This is a genomic window from Mycobacterium paraffinicum, assembly GCF_001907675.1.
In the GTDB taxonomy this organism is placed as follows: domain Bacteria; phylum Actinomycetota; class Actinomycetes; order Mycobacteriales; family Mycobacteriaceae; genus Mycobacterium; species Mycobacterium paraffinicum_A.
On record NZ_MPNT01000007.1, the window covers coordinates 26,489 to 40,652 of the forward strand.

The following is a 14,164-nucleotide window of genomic DNA, read 5'->3' on the forward strand; positions in this document are numbered from 1 at the left end:
ATTCGCGGGTGAGCGTGAGCGCGCATGAGCTGCCGCCTTACCGTAGGGGTCGTGCGGTGGATCGTGGACGGTATGAACGTGATCGGGAGCCGCCCGGACGGTTGGTGGAAGGACCGCGGCCGCGCCATGGTCGCGCTGGCCGACCGCCTCGACCGCTGGGCCGCCACCCACGGGGACCGCGTGACGGTGGTGTTCGAGCGGCCGCCGTCGACCGCCATTCCCGCATCGATTATCGAGATCGCGTACGCGCCCAGGGCGGCCGCGAACTCGGCCGACGACGAGATCGTCCGGCGGGTCGAGGGGGACCCCAGTCCGCACGAGATCCGGGTGGTCACGTCGGATAAGGGGCTCAGCGACCGCGTCGAGGGCCTGGGCGCGTCGGTCTATCCCGCCGCCGGGTTTCGCGACCTCATCGACCCGAGGGAATCATGAACACGACCAACCGGGTCTGCGAACTGGCGCGCATCGACATCCCGATCATCCAGGCGCCGATGACCTACATCGCCGGTGCGCAACTAGCCGCGGCGGTGTCCAACGCGGGCGGGCTGGGCATCATCGAGACGACGTCCGACCGGGGCCGGGCCGATCTGCGACGGGTGCGTGACCTCACCGACCGGCCGGTGGGCGCGAACATCGCGCTGATCATGAACCGCGACCCGGCCACGGTGGATCTGCTGGCGGCCAACGATATTCGCTTCGTCACCACCTCGGCGGGCGATCCGGCGCTGTTCACCGACCGGCTGCACGACGCCGGCATCACCGTCTTTCACGTGGTGGGCACGCTGGCGGCGGCACGCAAAGCCGTCGACGCCGGAGTGGACGGGCTCGTGGTCGAGGGTGTGGAGGGCGGCGGGTTCAAGAACCGATTCGGGGCGTCGACCATGGTGGTGCTGCCCCTGGTGGCCGCACATGTCGACGTCCCCATCGTGGCCGCGGGCGGTATCTGCGACGCGCGCTCGATGGCGGCCGCTTTCGTCCTCGGGGCCGAAGGTGTGCAGATGGGCACCCGGCTGCTGGCCTCGGCCGACTCGCCGGTGCACGGCAACCTCAAGCGGGCGGTCGTTGCGGCCGACGAGACGGCGACCGTGCTGCTGCCGCTCGACGGCAAACGGATGATGCGCGTCATCCGGACGGACGCCGCCGAAAGGCTGGACGCGGCAACGTCTTCCGCCGAGGGCGCCGCGGCACTGCAGCGCGTGCAGCGGCTCTACTTCGACGGGGACATGGACGCCAGCGTCGCCAACACCGGTCAGGTGGCCGGACGGATCGCGGACCTCCCGCCGGCCGCCGCCATCATCGAGGGAATGTGGGCGGGGTGCCGCGAGGTGCTGGCGGCCACCGCGGACCGGCTAGGGCCTAGCTTGGATGGGTCTTGACGTCGAACTCGACCCGCTCGCCGTCGACTTTGGTGATGCGCATGTTCGCGGTGTACTGCACGCCTTCGGGCCCGGTGAAATGACAGTCGAACTGCATTCCGACTTTGGCTTCCACCCCGGACCGGCAGTGCACATCGGCCGGACGGAAACCGGTCTGTTTGGAGACCACGTCGACCACCGATTGCTCCGCGCCGTCGGGCTTGATGGTGGGCTTGGAACTACAGCCGGCGAGTTGCAGGCTCACCACACTCACCAGCACCCCCGCGACAACACCGACCTTGCCGCCGTCCATCGCCGGTACTCCTTTGCCGCCGACCATTCCACCGCCCGTCCGGCGGAATGGTCAGGCTAACACGTTCGGCGGGCGACAGGCAGCTCAACGCGACGGGCGCCGGCACATCGCAAACAACCGAGCTGCCGAAGCGCTCGGCGAAAAGGCGGTTAGCTGAGGGTCAGCCCGCCGCGGCCAGCGCCGCGTCGTAGTTGGGCTCCTGGGCGATCTCCGGGACCAGCTCGGTGTAGGCGACCTTGCCGTCGGCGCCGACCACCACAATGGCCCGGGCCAGCAGACCCGCCATCGGGCCGTCGTTGATGGTGACGCCGTAGTCCTCGCCGAAGCTGCTGCGGAACGCCGAACCCGTCTTCACGTTGTCGATGCCCTCCGCCCCGCAGAACCGGGCGAACGCGAACGGCAGGTCCTTGGACACGCACACCACCGTGGCGCCGCTGGCGGCGGCACGCTCGTTGAACGTCCGGACGCTGGTCGCGCACACCGGCGTGTCCACGGACGGGAAGATGTTGAGCACCAATGCCTTACCGCCGAGCTGGTCGCTACTCACCTCCCCCAGGTCGCCGCCCGTCAGGGTGAAGGCCGGCGCCGGCGATCCGACGGAGGGAAGCTCGCCGACGGTGTTGATCGGGTTTCCACGCAACGTTATCTGTGCCATGTCGCACAGTCTGCCAAGCCCGCCGCGGCCGCTACGGGCCAGGTCCCCGTGTCCTAATTGGTGGGGTGCATGACGTAGACGACATGCCGGGTTGTGCCGAAAACTTAGGTCCATGACTCGCAGGGTGGTCATCGCCGGTTTCCCCGGCGTGCAGGCGCTCGACGTGGTGGGGCCGCACGAGGTCTTCACCGGCGCGTCGCTGCTCACCGGCGGCGGGTACGACGTCGCCCTGGCCTCCATCGGCGGCCAGGCGGTCACCACCCCGACGGGGCTGGCCTTCGTCGCGGCCCCGCTGCCGGACCCGGGCGAACCCGGCGAACAGATCGACACGGTGGTGTTGCCCGGCGGCGGCGGTGTCGACGCCGCGCGGTCGGATGCCGAGCTGATCGGCTGGATCAAGGCCGTCGCCACGACCGCCCGCCGCGTGGTCACGGTGTGCACGGGCGCGTTCCTGGCAGCCGAGGCGGGCCTCCTGGACGGGCAGCGGGTGACCACCCACTGGGCTTTCGCCGGGCGGCTGGCCCGCGAGTTCCCCGCGATCGACGTGGACCCGGATCCGATCTTCGTCCGCAGCTCGGACACCGTGTGGACCGCGGCGGGTGTCACCGCGGGCATCGACCTGGCGCTCTCGTTGGTGGAGGACGACCACGGCACCGAGGTCGCGCAGACCGTCGCGCGCTGGCTGGTGCTGTATCTGCGCCGCCCCGGCGGGCAGACACAGTTCGCGGCGCCGGTGTGGATGCCGCGGGCCAAGCGCAACTCGATTCGCGCCGTGCAGGAGGCGATCGAGGCCGAGCCGGGCGGCGAGCACAGCATCGACGAGCTGGCCCGTCGCGCGGCGATGAGCCCCCGGCACTTCACCCGGGTGTTCACCGCCGAAGTCGGCGAGGCGCCCGGCCAGTACGTCGAGCGGATTCGCACCGAAGCCGCGCGCCGGCAGTTGGAGGAAACCGACGACACCGTCGTCGCCATCGCCACCCGCTGCGGCTTCGGCACCGCGGAGACCATGCGGCGCAACTTCCTTCGTCGGGTCGGCATTCCGCCGGACCAGTACCGCAAGGCTTTCGCCTGAGAGGAAAGGACGACACCATGACCCAGATCGCGATCGTGAGCTATCCGGGCTTCACCGCGCTCGACATGATCGGCCCGTACGAGGTGCTGCGCAACCTGCCGGACGCCGAGGTGCGGTTCGTCTGGCACCGGGCGGGGCCGATCACCGCCGACTCCGGCGTACTGGTCATCGGGGCGACCCACTCGCTGGCCGAAACCCCTTCGCCCGACGTGGTTCTCGTGCCGGGTGGCCCGTCCACCCCGGTGCACGCCCGCGATGAGGCGCTGCTGGACTGGCTGCGCCAGGCGCATCGAAACGCCGCGTGGATGACATCGGTGTGCTCGGGGTCGGTGATCCTAGCGGCCGCCGGCCTCCTCGAGGGCCGCCGCGCTACGTCGCACTGGCTGACCGTTCCGGCGTTGAAGGCGTTCGGCGCGGTGCCGGTGGGCGACGAGCGGATCGTGCACCAGGGCAACATCGTCACGTGTGCGGGGGTGTCGGCGGGACTGGACCTGGCGCTCTGGCTCGCCGGGGAGATCGGCGGCGAGGGCCGCGCCAAGGCGATTCAGCTGGCGATCGAATACGACCCGCAGCCGCCCTTCGACTCCGGCCACCTGTCGAAGGCGTCGACGACCACCAAGGCGGCGGCCACCGCGCTGCTGTCGCGGGACAGTATGAAGCCGGCCAACATGAAGGCCGCCACGATGCTGGCGTGGGAGCAGGCGCTGGCGGCGGTCAGGTCGCGGCGGCGGGGTCGGCAGCCGGCGTCCGTCTAGTCCCGGGGGCTCAGGCGCCCGGCTGCAGGATCTCGTCGCTCTCGAGCCGGCCGCCGGCCTGCAGCCAGGCCGTCACGACGCCGGGTGCGTCCCGGTTGGGGTTGTAGATGTCCTCCTCGCTGGAGAACAAGCCGTCGCCGGCGTAGACCAGCCGGGTCCAGTTCGGGAACCAGAAGGGCTCACCTTTTGGATCCGTCGGGTGGTCGAGCAAGTTCTTGATCATCACCACCACGGCGTCGTTGTCCTCGTCGTAGGCCGTCCAGTCGGACGGAAATCGCATGTGCGGGAAGGGCGCCATGACGGCGACGATCCAGTCCCGCACCGCCTCGCGGCCGTGAAACACTCCGTAGTGATGTTCGGTGTAGACGACATCCTCGGTGAAGAGATCGGCGAACGGACGCCAGTCGCCCGAGGCGCTGCACCCCTCCACCACCCGCGTGTAGTTCTCGACCGCTTGCTCGATTTCTGCCCTGGTGAATTTGCCCATGGCGGACACACTAGAACGTGTTTCGGTTGTTGGTCGCTCGTCTGGATGGGGATCTCGCATGAACGTCTTGAAGTTGTTTGATCTGCGCGGCAAACGGGCGTTGGTCACCGGGGCATCCAGCGGCATCGGCAAGAAGGTGGCGCAGGCGTATCTGCAGGCCGGTGCCGACGTGGCGATCGCCGCGCGGCGCGCCGAGGACTTGCAGGAGGTGGCCCGCGAGATCGCGGCGGACGCCGAGGGCAGGGTGGTGCCGATCCCCTGCGACGTTACCCGGCCCGACCAGGTGACCGCGATGGTGGACCGGGTGACCGCGGAGTTGGGCGGGGTCGACATCGCCGTCTGCAACGCCGGCATCATCACCGTGACTCCGATGCTGGACATGTCGCCCGTAGAGTTCGAACGCATCCAAAGCACCAATGTCACAGGCGTTTTCCTCACCGCCCAGGCGGCGGCCAGAGCGATGGTCCGGCAGGGTCACGGCGGCAGCATCATCACCACGGCCTCGATGTCCGGCCACATCATCAACATCCCGCAGCAGGTGGGTCACTACTGCACGTCGAAAGCGGCGGTGATCCACCTGACCAAGGCCATGGCCGTGGAGTTGGCGCCGCACAACATCCGGGTCAACAGCGTCAGCCCCGGTTACATCCTCACGGAGCTCGTGGAGCCGATGACGGAATATCACCGGCTGTGGGAGCCGAAGATCCCGCTCGGCCGGATCGGTCGCCCCGAGGAACTTACCGGCCTCTACCTCTACCTGGCCGGCGAGGCCTCCAGCTACATGACCGGATCTGACCTCGTCATCGACGGCGGATACACCTGCCCATAGGTCATGCGACGACGACGCGGCGGCCGAAACGGGTTCGCACGCCGGGCGAGAAGAGCGCTCGCAAGCGCTCGCCGGCGGGGCGCACCATGGCGGCCGCCACCAGCTCGTCGTCCAGCTCGACGATGTCGGCCGCGCGCAACGGCCAGGGTTCGTGTTCGTTCGGTATCCACCAGGTTCGGCCGGCCGTGCGGGTGTGTGCGCCCCACCGGGCGGTAAGCCAGACCTCCAGCGGCGTCGGGTCCACCGCGGCGCCGACGGTGATCGCGATGCTGCTGCGCAGGCCGCGCCGGGGCCACAGGCGCACGCTGTGGTACGTGACGCGGTCGCCGTCCCGGCTTGTCCGCATTCGCGCCCAGGTATAGGGCACGCCGAGGCCGGCCCGGACGACCGGCACGACCGCCAGCCGAGCCGTTTCCAGCGACCGGAACAGCACACCGTGCCGGCCGGAATCGTCGACGGAATAGAGCCGCACGTTGGTCTCCGGGAAGCTGCCGAAGTATGGAAGAGGAAGGGCGGAACCAACTTTGGTGCCGTCCATGACGAAGGGGATCAGACCGACGTAGGTCATCCCATCGGAGAAGACGTCCGGGCGGGTGCCGGGCGGGTACATCGTTGCGACGGTCTCGGGCCGGACCGGCCAATGGATGAAGGTCAGGTCACGCCACCGCTGATCGAAGGTGACGGGGCCGCGAAGCGGCGGCGGCGTGACCGAAAATCCCGCGAGAGGTGGGTCCCCGCCGGGTTCGGCGACCGGCGGGTCGGGCGTCGCGGTCATCCCTCCAGCTCCCCGAAGGCCCTGCGCTCGATGGCGGCTTGCGTGGTCGCCGGCAGGACGAGGAGGCCATCGAGTTCCTGACGGGCCAACTCGTAGGCGCGCCGTCGTTCCTGTGGTGCCGCGGCGGGGTCCGACGCCACGCGCAGCAGGTTCTGGGCGCGCGCGATTCGCTGCTGGTCCGAGCTGGAGAAGTCGCTGCGCCGCCTGCGCTTCGCTTCTGTCTCCGCGGTGTTGAAGGCGGTCACGTAGTCCTCGACGGCGGACCGGTATTGCGCGGCGGCTTCCCGGTCGTCGAGGAGGTCTTCGGCTTTGACCGGGCGCAGGAAATCGGCCCGCAGCTTGGCCTTGTGGAAGGCGACCGTCAGCGGATCGCGCATGTCGGTCATCATCGGGAAGTCCAGAAGCTTGGCGACGTCGAGTTCATAGTCGAGCCATCGGGTGTCGGTACGGCTGTGCTCCTCGACGACCCGGCGCAGCGACCGCCACTGCGCGACGTGATTGTCGCCGGTGTCCGGCGGCGCTTCCGCCCGGTCGGTGACCGGCGGTTGCTCGGCCGCGCGCCGGTTGGCGCCGAACGAGCGGACAACGGCGACGGCGGCACCCGCCAGGGGCAGGATCACGATCAACAGCTCCGCCAGCCGGATGAGCAAACCCACACGGCCAGGATGCCACCCGCGGCCGACCGACATGCCGTCCAACGTGGGGCCTATGCACGGATCGAGGGCCGTTTTCGTGCGTAGGTCCCACACTCGGCGGCCCGGGGGCTGGGATCGTCACGTCTGCGGTCGCACCCCGAGGACGTCGCGAAACAGCGCCTGCCGCAACGCCAGTTCGCGCGGGTCGCTCCACAGGTGAAAACCCAGCCGGTTCATCACGTAGGCGAACCCGACGCCGGTGTCCGGGTCGGCGCAGCCGAACGACCCGCCGAAGCCGGGCGTCCCGAAGGCCCTGCCCGAGGAGCCGAATTCGAAGTGGGGCACCGGTTTACAGAAGCCGAGTGAATACGCCACGTCGACGTTCATCACCTTGTCGCGCACACCCTGGCTGGGCGGTTGCGCCGGCGCGGCCAGCGCCTCGAGGGTGTCGGCGCGCAGGCCAAGCTCGGCTCCCCCGGTGGCCGCGCTGCCGTACATGCGCGCCACCGACCGGGCCGTGCCGATGCCGTTGGCCGACGGGATCTCGACCGCGCGCACGTCGTCGCGGTTGTAGTCGCCGTTGAACGCGTTCACGCCGCGCGGGACCCCGACGGCGCGCGCCGTCAGGCCGACCGGGTTGAGCGAGGCGCCCACGAACCCGGCCGGCATCACGTTCAGGTGCAGCAGCGTTTCCGCGCGCGCCCAGTTGTGGACGTGCGCGACCCGGTCGCGCTCGACCGAGTCCGGCAGGCCGATGTGCAGGTCGAGACCCAACGGCCGGACGATCTCGTCGGCCATGAACCGGCCCAGCGTGCGGCCGGCCGGATCGGTCCGGCGGATCAATTCGGATTCGTACCAACCCAGCGTGATCGCGTGATAGCCGTGCCGGGAGCCCGGGCGCCACGCCGGTGCCTGGCCCGCCAGGATCGGCGAGAGCCGGGCCGGATCGGCGACGTCGGCGAGCGTCGGCCGTGGTCTGAGCGCGCACAGCCCGGCCTGATGCCCCAGGAGTTGACGGACCGTCACGTCGCCTTTGCCCGCCTGCCCGAATTCCGGCCAGTAGTCGGTGACCTTGGCGTCGTAGGAGATGAGCCCGCGGGAGACCGCGGCCGCCACCACCAGGGCGGCGACGCCTTTGGTCGTGGAGAACATGTTGACCATCGTGTCGGGCCGCCACGGCTGTTTCGCCAGCCCGTTGCGGTAGCCGCCCCACAGGTCGACGACCTTGACCCCGTCGCGGTACACGGCGACGGCCGCACCCACCTCCGCGCCGTCGCGGAAACTGGCGCGAAAGGCGTCGGCGACCTTTCCGTAGCCGGCATCCACGTCGCCGCCGATCAGGTCAGCCGACACCGCAACCTTGAGAACCATCGTCCTGCCTTCCGCATGGAGACTAAGTCAGCCGAGGGGGCCACGGCCGATTTTCCGGCCGTCCGCCCGAATCAGTGCGCGCCCAGGCCGCCGCTCAGGTACTGGGCGCGGCAGGCCCGGCGAGCGAGCTTGCCGCTGGTGGTGCGCGGGATGGCGCCGGCCGGCAGGAAACACACGTCGGCGACCGGCAGCCCGTGGCGGCGCATGACGGCGGCCCGGATCGCCTCGATTGCCGGCTGCGGATCGACCCGGCTGGTGCCCGTCGCGCGCTCGGCGATGATCACCAGCTGGGCATCGGATTCCCCAGCCGGCACGGCGAAAGCGGTTACGTATCCGCGCCGGACGATCGGGGACGCTTCGGCGACGGTCGCCTCGATGTGCTGCGGGTAGTGGTTGCGTCCGGCGACGGTGACCATGTCGGCGATCCGACCGGTGACGTAAAGCTCGCCGTCGAGATAGGTGCCCAGGTCCCCGGTCCGCAGCCACGCGCGGTCGACGGCCGAACCCGCCGCGTGACTGCCCTCGGCCAACCGAGACCGCAGCCGGCCGCCGAAGGCGCGCTTCGTGTCGTCGGGCAGCCCCCAGTAGCCCCGGCCGACGTTGTTGCCCTGCACCCAGATCTCGCCGACGCGACCGTCGGGCAGTTCGTCGCCGCCGTCCGGGTCGACGATGACCGCCCATTCGCTGCGGCCCACCTGGCCGCAGGACACCTGCGCGACGGCCCCGGGGGCGTCGGCCGCCACCCGCACCGCGCGACCGGCGCCCAGCTCCTCGCGGTCGAAATAGGTCGGGGTCGCCTCCGCTTCGGGCGCGATCGTCGCGACGAACAGGGTTGCCTCCGCGATGCCGTAGGAAGGCTTGAAGGCCGTCGGCGGTAGACCGTACGGGGCGAACGCCTTATTGAAAGCGCTGATCGCGTCGATGCTGACCGGTTCGGATCCGATGATCAGCACCACATTGCTTAGGTCGACGGCCTCACCCGGCGCGGGCAGCCCCCGCTGGGCGGTCCATTCGTAGGCGAAGTTCGGCGCCGCGGTGACCGCCCGCCCCGCCTCGGCCGACAAGGCTTTGATCCAGCGCTGCGGCCTGCGCACGAACGCCGCGGGCGACATCAGGGTGGAGTGTCCCCCGTACACCGCCGGGAAGCCGATCATCGACAGGCCCATGTCGTGGTACAGCGGCAGCCAGCTCACACCGTGGGTGTTGCGGTCCAGCAGGTCGATCGAAAGGATCATCTGCACGAGGTTGGTGCCCACCGCCCGGTGCGTGATCTCGACGCCGACCGGGGGCCGCGTCGAACCCGACGTGTACTGCAGGTGGGAGACGTCGTCGTGGCGCAGCCCGGTGGGGGTGAACGATTCCCGCGCCGAATCGGGTATCTCGTCGATGATGATGACCCGCGGCCGCCGCAGCTGCGGGAGCGTGCTCAGAAAGTTCTCGACCGCTCCCCTGGCCGCCACCGTCGTCAACACGGCCGTCGGCTGCGAATCGCGCAGGGCCGTGTCCAGGCGTTCGGCGTGGCCGGGCAACTCCGGCGCGAACAGCGGCACCGCGATGGTGCCGGCCTTGATGGCCGCGTAGAAGCCCATCACATAGTCCAGGCTCTGCGGCGCCAGGACGGCGACCCGCTCGCCATGGCCGGCGGCCTCCTGGACGCGCGCGCCGATCGCTTCCAGCCGGACGCCGAACTGCTTCCACGTCACCTCTTCCGCCACCCCGTCGGCCGAGCGGTTGTAGTCCAGGAAGCGGTACGCCACGGCGTCACCGACGTTCGCGATGTTGCGATCGATGAGGGAGATCAGCGTGACGTCCGGCGGCGGCATGATGTTGCCCTCGGCGTCCAGGCAGTCCTCGATCTTGAGCATGCCGGGGACACCGTGGGCGTGTCGCCCGGAACCGAACTCCATGAACCCCACTGTAGGCAAGGCGATGCGGCAACCCGTCGTGCCGCGAACGTGATCATCGGCACGCCGCACGCGAAGGCCGTTGTCTGCGAACCGAATACGTGAGCTACATCCAGAGTTTTCCCAGCGCGTCCGCGAGGGCTTCCGGATCTTGCTTGTCGCTGTTGCAGCTAATGGCCAGCGACGTAGCCCGATCCTTGCTGACCCGGAAAGCCGTGACGAACCCGCCCCACGATCCATCGTGATCGAGCGTGCCGTTCGCGAACAGGTAGACCCCGGCGCCGTAGCGGTCACTCCCGCCCGGCTCGGTCGGCACGGCTCCGGCCAATTGCGCACGGAGCAGCGCGGGACCGCCCACGCGGCCGGTGCGGTAATTGTCCGCCCAGCGGACGAGTTGGCTCGGTGTGGTTTGGATGCCGCCGTCACCGACCTGCTCCCAGCCGGACGCGACCACGTTGCCGTCCTTGTCGTAGCCGACGGCCTTACCGGGAATCGACCCGGTGGGATCGACGATCATGTTCAGTCCGAGGGGGCGAAAGAAGTGGCTGGAGAGGAAATCCGGCAACGGTGAGCGCGCGGTGCGGTGAACGATCTCGCCGAGCAGCAAGTAATTGGAGTTGGAGTACTCGAACCGCGAACCGGGTTCGAACTCGAGCTGGTCGACGCCGGCCAGCGCCCGCAAGGCCTGCTCCTCGGTCGTGCGGTCGCCGACCTGGGACCCCTGCGCCTCGAGCAAGCCGACGTAGTCGGGGATCCCGCTCGTCTGGTGCATCAGCTGTTCGAGGGTGACGGTGCTCGCCCACGCCGGCAGCTCGGGCAGGTACCGGGAAACGGGGTCGCCCAGCGTCAGCTCACCGCCGTCGACCAGCAGCAGCACCGCGCCGGCGGTGAACTGCTTGGACACCGACGCGATGTCGAACACGGTGTCGGGCGTGATGGCTTCGTGCGTCGAGACGTCCGCTACGCCGCGCACACCCGTCCAGGCGACTTTGCCCTCGACGCCGACAGCGGCCGAGCACCCCGGCTCGCGTGCGCCGATGGCGTCGTCGAGGACCCGCTGACCGCGGACGTGGGCGTCGGGGCGGCCGGCGGTGGAGGTCGCGCGGGCACCGTCGTGGCCGCCGCACGCGCCGAGCAAGATCGTGACGGCAAACATGAACAGCGCCCGCCGCATTCGCCGATTCTAGGCAACCTCGGAGGGGCCGCCGGGTGCTTTCGCCGCGCCGCCAGTGGAGGGGCCGGCGAACCCCGCCCCGCACGGGCGCGGTGTGGGCGGTAGCCTACGCGCGAGCGGCCGGCAGGGTCGGGGACGAGTTACCGGGGAGTGGGTCATGTCAGGCAGGACGCATTCGTTCGAGGTCGCCCGCACCAGCACCGCGCCCGCCGCGACGCTGTTCCGCCTCGTGACCGACGGCGCGAACTGGTCGAAGTGGGCCAAGCCCATCGTCGTCCACTCGAGTTGGGCCCGGCAGGGTGATCCCGCGCCGGGCGGGATCGGGGCGGTCCGCAAGCTCGGGATGTGGCCGGTGCTCGTGCAGGAGGAAACCGTCGAATACGAGCCGGACCGGCGGCACGTCTACAAGCTCATCGCGCCGTCGACCCCGATCAAGGACTACGTCGGCGAGGTGGTCCTGACGCCGAACCCGGCCGGCGGCACCGACCTCCGCTGGACCGGCTCGTTCGTCGAGGGCGTTCGCGGGACGGGTCCGGTGCTGCGGGTCGCGATGGGTGGAGCGGTCCGGTTCTTCGCGCGCCGGCTGGTGGAGACGGCCGAGCGCGAGTCGAACTCCCAGCCCTAACCGCCTGCGCCCAAGGCGGGCGCTATGGGTTGTTGGCCTGCTGCTCGTCGAGCTGAGCCTGCTGCATGCTCTGTTCGAACTGCTGCTGCGCCTCTTCGTTTTGCTGTTCGGCCTGCTGCATGGACTGCTGCAGCTGCTGCTGAGCAAGCTGCTGCTGCAGTCGAGCCTCGTCGTCGCCGTCATCGGCGGCGAAACCGCTCCCGCCGGAGAGGTTGGGCGGTGTCTGTGGGAAGGCCGTCGCGTCGGTCGGGCGCGCCGATGCCTGCGCCGCGTCGACCAGGGTCAGCAGCGCGACGGCCGCGGCCGCCGCGAAGAAGAGCCGCGCAATCCGGCGCCTGGGATGGTGAGGGGTGGTGGTCATCCCACAGTTGTGCGCCGAGACCCTAGCTGCCGGCTGGGAAGCGGCTGTCGCCGGAATATGAAGCCTGCGGATCGCTACTTGGCGTCGACTTCGTCCTGATACTTCTTGGTCATGTGCGCGACCGCATCCAGCTGAGATTGCGCGAGGCTCTCGCGGGCCTGTCCGGCCCGGGCGGCGGCGTCCAACGTCGGCTGCGCCTGGCCCTGGAAATGCGGCATCACTTCGGCGGCGAACAGTTCGGCGGACCGCCGGGTGGCGGCCGGGTTCGCCCACTCGTGGCCCATCTGCAGCATGCAGCCGAACCCGCCGGATTGATCCCATAGCCGCTGCACCTGTTCCCGTGCCCGCTCCGGCGTGCCGATCACACCCGCGCCGTTGTCGTTGATGACGTCGATCATCTCGTCGAGCTGCTCGCCGGGCATCGTCATCTGCGGGAACGCGGCCACCTTCTGGAAGTACCGGAACCATGGCTCGATGCCGAACTTCACCTCTTCGCGCGCCTGCTTCTCCGTTTCGGCGAGATGGAACAGGCCGACCAGGCTCCAGTTCTTGCGGTCGACCTGCGTGCCGAAGGCCGCCGCCCGCTCCTCGACGATGCCCCAGTGATAGGACAGCGCGTTGAAACCCTCGACGGTCAGCGTCGCGCCGATGGACAGCAGGCCGATGCCATGCTTGCCGGCCAGCCGCGCGCCTGTCGGCGACGCGACCGCGGCCACCGACAGCGGGATCCCGCCGTCGGAATAGGGGGCGAGCTGCAACCTGGCGTCGAACAGCTGGTGCGTGGCCGTCTTGGCGCTCACGGTTTCGCCCGCGAGCAAGCGGGCGACGATATCCAGGTTCGTCTCGAGCAGCTCACGGGTGTCGGTCGGAGTGAGCCCGATCATCGACGAATCGCTGGGCAGGGAGCCGGGCCCCACACCGCCGATGATCCTGCCGTGGGTGAGGTGATCCAGCAGCATCAGCCGGTCGGCGACCCAGAGCGGGTTGTGGTACGAGAGCGAAATGACGCCTGTGCCAAAGCGAATGCGCTTGGCGCGCTCGGCCGCCGCGGCGATGAAGATCTCCGGCGAACTGATGATCTCGCTGCCCGCCGAATGGTGTTCGCCCAGCCACACCTCGTCGAAGCCAAGGGCGTCGAGGTGCTCGATGAAGGACAGGTCGCGCTGCAGCGCGAGCGTGGGGTTCGTGCCCGCCCGATGAAACGGCGCGATGAAGTATCCAAACCTGAGTTTCGTCATCGAGATCCCCTTGCAGCCGAGTTGGCCAGAACCATAACTCGAATGCGGTGTCCGGCCTAGGCCGTTACGCCAGAACGCTCGGTGTGCGAGAAGTTTTCAGCCGGCGGGGCCGGGGATACCAGCCCCGCCGACTAGGGAGCAAGTCTGTGTTGTGGTGCGTTGGCGCCGTTTCGGCGAGATGTCAGTAGCCGCCGCAGACGTTGCCGACGCAACCTCCCCCGCCACCCGGGCCGCCGCCACCACCCCCGACACCGGGGATGCTGCCGCCACCGCCGCCCGGGCCGCCGCCACCCGTGGGGCCGCCGGGCACGCTGCCGCCACCGCCGCCGGGTCCTCCACCGCCGGTGGGGCCGCCGGGGACGCTGCCGCCACCGCCGCCGGGCCCTCCGCCGCCCGTGGGGCCGCCCGTGGTGCCGCCGCCTCCGCCGGGCGTGGACGGGGCCACGCTGGACGACGGCGTGGTCGTCGGCGTGGTGGTGCTGCTGTTCGGTCCCTTGTTGCCGCCCCCGCATCCGACGGCGAGCACGAGCATGGCCGCACCGCCGAAGAGCGCGACCGAGTTTCTGGCTGCAGATCTCATCTCGAAGTTCCCCAATCCCCACTTGCACCAGGTGC

17 protein-coding genes are annotated in these 14,164 nt (G+C 69.7%); 6 read left to right on the top strand and 11 right to left on the bottom strand.

Features of this window, described 5'->3' with window-relative positions; translation table 11 throughout:
* Nucleotides 1–51 precede the first annotated feature (51 nt).
* Nucleotides 52–432: an NYN domain-containing protein gene (locus tag BRW65_RS09765; RefSeq protein WP_073873995.1), complete on the top strand. Its 381-nt coding sequence runs from the start codon at nt 52–54 to the stop codon at nt 430–432.
* Nucleotides 429–1,376, top strand: coding sequence for an NAD(P)H-dependent flavin oxidoreductase (locus BRW65_RS09770; protein WP_073873997.1), 948 nt, complete (start codon nt 429–431; stop codon nt 1,374–1,376). Before BRW65_RS09765 ends, BRW65_RS09770 begins: the two co-directional genes overlap by 4 nt.
* Here the strand turns inward: BRW65_RS09770 and BRW65_RS09775 are convergent.
* Together BRW65_RS09775 and tpx are read right to left on the bottom strand one after the other, a co-directional pair.
* A complete protein-coding gene (locus BRW65_RS09775; RefSeq protein ID WP_073873999.1) occupies nt 1,357–1,668 on the bottom strand; it encodes a DUF4333 domain-containing protein in 312 nt (103 codons plus the stop codon). The two genes, BRW65_RS09770 and BRW65_RS09775, sit on opposite strands and share 20 nt — an antisense overlap.
* 160 nt (nt 1,669–1,828) lie before the next feature.
* Nucleotides 1,829–2,323, bottom strand: coding sequence for a thiol peroxidase (tpx, locus tag BRW65_RS09780; RefSeq protein ID WP_073874001.1), 495 nt, complete (start codon nt 2,321–2,323; stop codon nt 1,829–1,831).
* Between the two features lie 112 nt (nt 2,324–2,435).
* Here tpx and BRW65_RS09785 point away from each other — a divergent pair, with 112 nt between their 5' ends.
* Nucleotides 2,436–3,395: a GlxA family transcriptional regulator gene (locus BRW65_RS09785; protein WP_073874003.1), complete on the top strand. Its 960-nt coding sequence runs from the start codon at nt 2,436–2,438 to the stop codon at nt 3,393–3,395.
* Nucleotides 3,396–3,412: 17 nt separating this feature from the next.
* Nucleotides 3,413–4,150, top strand: coding sequence for a DJ-1/PfpI family protein (locus tag BRW65_RS09790; RefSeq protein ID WP_073874005.1), 738 nt, complete (start codon nt 3,413–3,415; stop codon nt 4,148–4,150).
* A gap of 10 nt (nt 4,151–4,160) precedes the next feature.
* Here the strand turns inward: BRW65_RS09790 and BRW65_RS09795 are convergent, their stop codons facing one another.
* Nucleotides 4,161–4,637 carry a nuclear transport factor 2 family protein gene (locus tag BRW65_RS09795; RefSeq protein ID WP_073874006.1) on the bottom strand — a complete coding sequence of 159 codons (477 nt, stop codon included), beginning with the start codon at nt 4,635–4,637 and terminating at the stop codon, nt 4,161–4,163.
* 58 nt (nt 4,638–4,695) lie between these two features.
* Here BRW65_RS09795 and BRW65_RS09800 point away from each other — a divergent pair, with 58 nt between their 5' ends.
* Complete coding sequence (locus BRW65_RS09800; protein WP_073874007.1) at nt 4,696–5,466, top strand: SDR family oxidoreductase; 771 nt, start codon at nt 4,696–4,698, stop codon at nt 5,464–5,466.
* A gap of 1 nt (nt 5,467) precedes the next feature.
* Here BRW65_RS09800 and BRW65_RS09805 read toward each other — a convergent pair whose 3' ends face one another.
* The 5 genes from BRW65_RS09805 to BRW65_RS09825 all read right to left on the bottom strand — a co-directional run bounded on the left by BRW65_RS09805 (nt 5,468) and on the right by BRW65_RS09825 (nt 11,325).
* Nucleotides 5,468–6,241 carry a YqjF family protein gene (locus BRW65_RS09805; protein WP_073874009.1) on the bottom strand — a complete coding sequence of 258 codons (774 nt, stop codon included), beginning with the start codon at nt 6,239–6,241 and terminating at the stop codon, nt 5,468–5,470.
* Entirely contained in the window at nt 6,238–6,897 is a 660-nt protein-coding gene (locus BRW65_RS09810) for a hypothetical protein (protein WP_073874011.1), read from the bottom strand. The genes BRW65_RS09805 and BRW65_RS09810 overlap by 4 nt, the downstream gene beginning before the upstream one ends.
* A gap of 117 nt (nt 6,898–7,014) precedes the next feature.
* Complete coding sequence (locus BRW65_RS09815) at nt 7,015–8,247, bottom strand: serine hydrolase domain-containing protein (protein ID WP_073874013.1); 1,233 nt, start codon at nt 8,245–8,247, stop codon at nt 7,015–7,017.
* A 71-nt stretch (nt 8,248–8,318) separates the two neighbouring features.
* Nucleotides 8,319–10,154 carry a fatty acyl-AMP ligase gene (locus BRW65_RS09820; RefSeq protein WP_073874015.1) on the bottom strand — a complete coding sequence of 612 codons (1,836 nt, stop codon included), beginning with the start codon at nt 10,152–10,154 and terminating at the stop codon, nt 8,319–8,321.
* Between the two features lie 103 nt (nt 10,155–10,257).
* Nucleotides 10,258–11,325 carry a serine hydrolase domain-containing protein gene (locus tag BRW65_RS09825; protein WP_073874017.1) on the bottom strand — a complete coding sequence of 356 codons (1,068 nt, stop codon included), beginning with the start codon at nt 11,323–11,325 and terminating at the stop codon, nt 10,258–10,260.
* 157 nt (nt 11,326–11,482) lie between these two features.
* Here BRW65_RS09825 and BRW65_RS09830 point away from each other — a divergent pair, with 157 nt between their 5' ends.
* Nucleotides 11,483–11,950 (top strand): SRPBCC family protein, encoded by a 468-nt coding sequence (locus tag BRW65_RS09830; RefSeq protein WP_073874019.1) that lies wholly within the window; start codon nt 11,483–11,485, stop codon nt 11,948–11,950.
* Nucleotides 11,951–11,972: 22 nt separating this feature from the next.
* Here the strand turns inward: BRW65_RS09830 and BRW65_RS09835 are convergent, their stop codons facing one another.
* The 3 genes from BRW65_RS09835 to BRW65_RS32015 form a co-directional block, all read right to left on the bottom strand.
* Nucleotides 11,973–12,311 carry a hypothetical protein gene (locus BRW65_RS09835; protein ID WP_073874021.1) on the bottom strand — a complete coding sequence of 113 codons (339 nt, stop codon included), beginning with the start codon at nt 12,309–12,311 and terminating at the stop codon, nt 11,973–11,975.
* A gap of 74 nt (nt 12,312–12,385) precedes the next feature.
* Nucleotides 12,386–13,549, bottom strand: coding sequence for an LLM class flavin-dependent oxidoreductase (locus BRW65_RS09840; RefSeq protein ID WP_073874023.1), 1,164 nt, complete (start codon nt 13,547–13,549; stop codon nt 12,386–12,388).
* Between the two features lie 181 nt (nt 13,550–13,730).
* Nucleotides 13,731–14,129, bottom strand: a complete 399-nt coding sequence (locus BRW65_RS32015) for a hypothetical protein (protein WP_208611778.1) — start codon at nt 14,127–14,129, stop codon at nt 13,731–13,733.
* Between the last annotated feature and the right edge of the window lie 35 nt (nt 14,130–14,164).

Excerpts from the sequence above, each read along its gene's own strand:
- BRW65_RS09820 (WP_073874015.1), bottom strand. The coding sequence starts at position 10,154 with ATGGAGTTCGGTTCCGGGCGACACGCCCACGGTGTCCCCGGCATGCTC.
- BRW65_RS09825 (WP_073874017.1), bottom strand. The coding sequence starts at position 11,325 with ATGCGGCGGGCGCTGTTCATGTTTGCCGTCACGATCTTGCTCGGCGCG.
- BRW65_RS09775 (WP_073873999.1), bottom strand. The coding sequence starts at position 1,668 with ATGGACGGCGGCAAGGTCGGTGTTGTCGCGGGGGTGCTGGTGAGTGTG.
- BRW65_RS09790 (WP_073874005.1), top strand. The coding sequence starts at position 3,413 with ATGACCCAGATCGCGATCGTGAGCTATCCGGGCTTCACCGCGCTCGAC.
- BRW65_RS09770 (WP_073873997.1), top strand. The coding sequence starts at position 429 with ATGAACACGACCAACCGGGTCTGCGAACTGGCGCGCATCGACATCCCG.
- BRW65_RS09795 (WP_073874006.1), bottom strand. The coding sequence starts at position 4,637 with ATGGGCAAATTCACCAGGGCAGAAATCGAGCAAGCGGTCGAGAACTAC.
- BRW65_RS09785 (WP_073874003.1), top strand. The coding sequence starts at position 2,436 with ATGACTCGCAGGGTGGTCATCGCCGGTTTCCCCGGCGTGCAGGCGCTC.
- BRW65_RS09840 (WP_073874023.1), bottom strand. The coding sequence starts at position 13,549 with ATGACGAAACTCAGGTTTGGATACTTCATCGCGCCGTTTCATCGGGCG.
- BRW65_RS09830 (WP_073874019.1), top strand. The coding sequence starts at position 11,483 with ATGTCAGGCAGGACGCATTCGTTCGAGGTCGCCCGCACCAGCACCGCG.
- BRW65_RS09805 (WP_073874009.1), bottom strand. The coding sequence starts at position 6,241 with ATGACCGCGACGCCCGACCCGCCGGTCGCCGAACCCGGCGGGGACCCA.
- tpx (WP_073874001.1), bottom strand. The coding sequence starts at position 2,323 with ATGGCACAGATAACGTTGCGTGGAAACCCGATCAACACCGTCGGCGAG.
- BRW65_RS09835 (WP_073874021.1), bottom strand. The coding sequence starts at position 12,311 with ATGACCACCACCCCTCACCATCCCAGGCGCCGGATTGCGCGGCTCTTC.
- BRW65_RS32015 (WP_208611778.1), bottom strand. The coding sequence starts at position 14,129 with ATGAGATCTGCAGCCAGAAACTCGGTCGCGCTCTTCGGCGGTGCGGCC.
- BRW65_RS09800 (WP_073874007.1), top strand. The coding sequence starts at position 4,696 with ATGAACGTCTTGAAGTTGTTTGATCTGCGCGGCAAACGGGCGTTGGTC.
- BRW65_RS09815 (WP_073874013.1), bottom strand. The coding sequence starts at position 8,247 with ATGGTTCTCAAGGTTGCGGTGTCGGCTGACCTGATCGGCGGCGACGTG.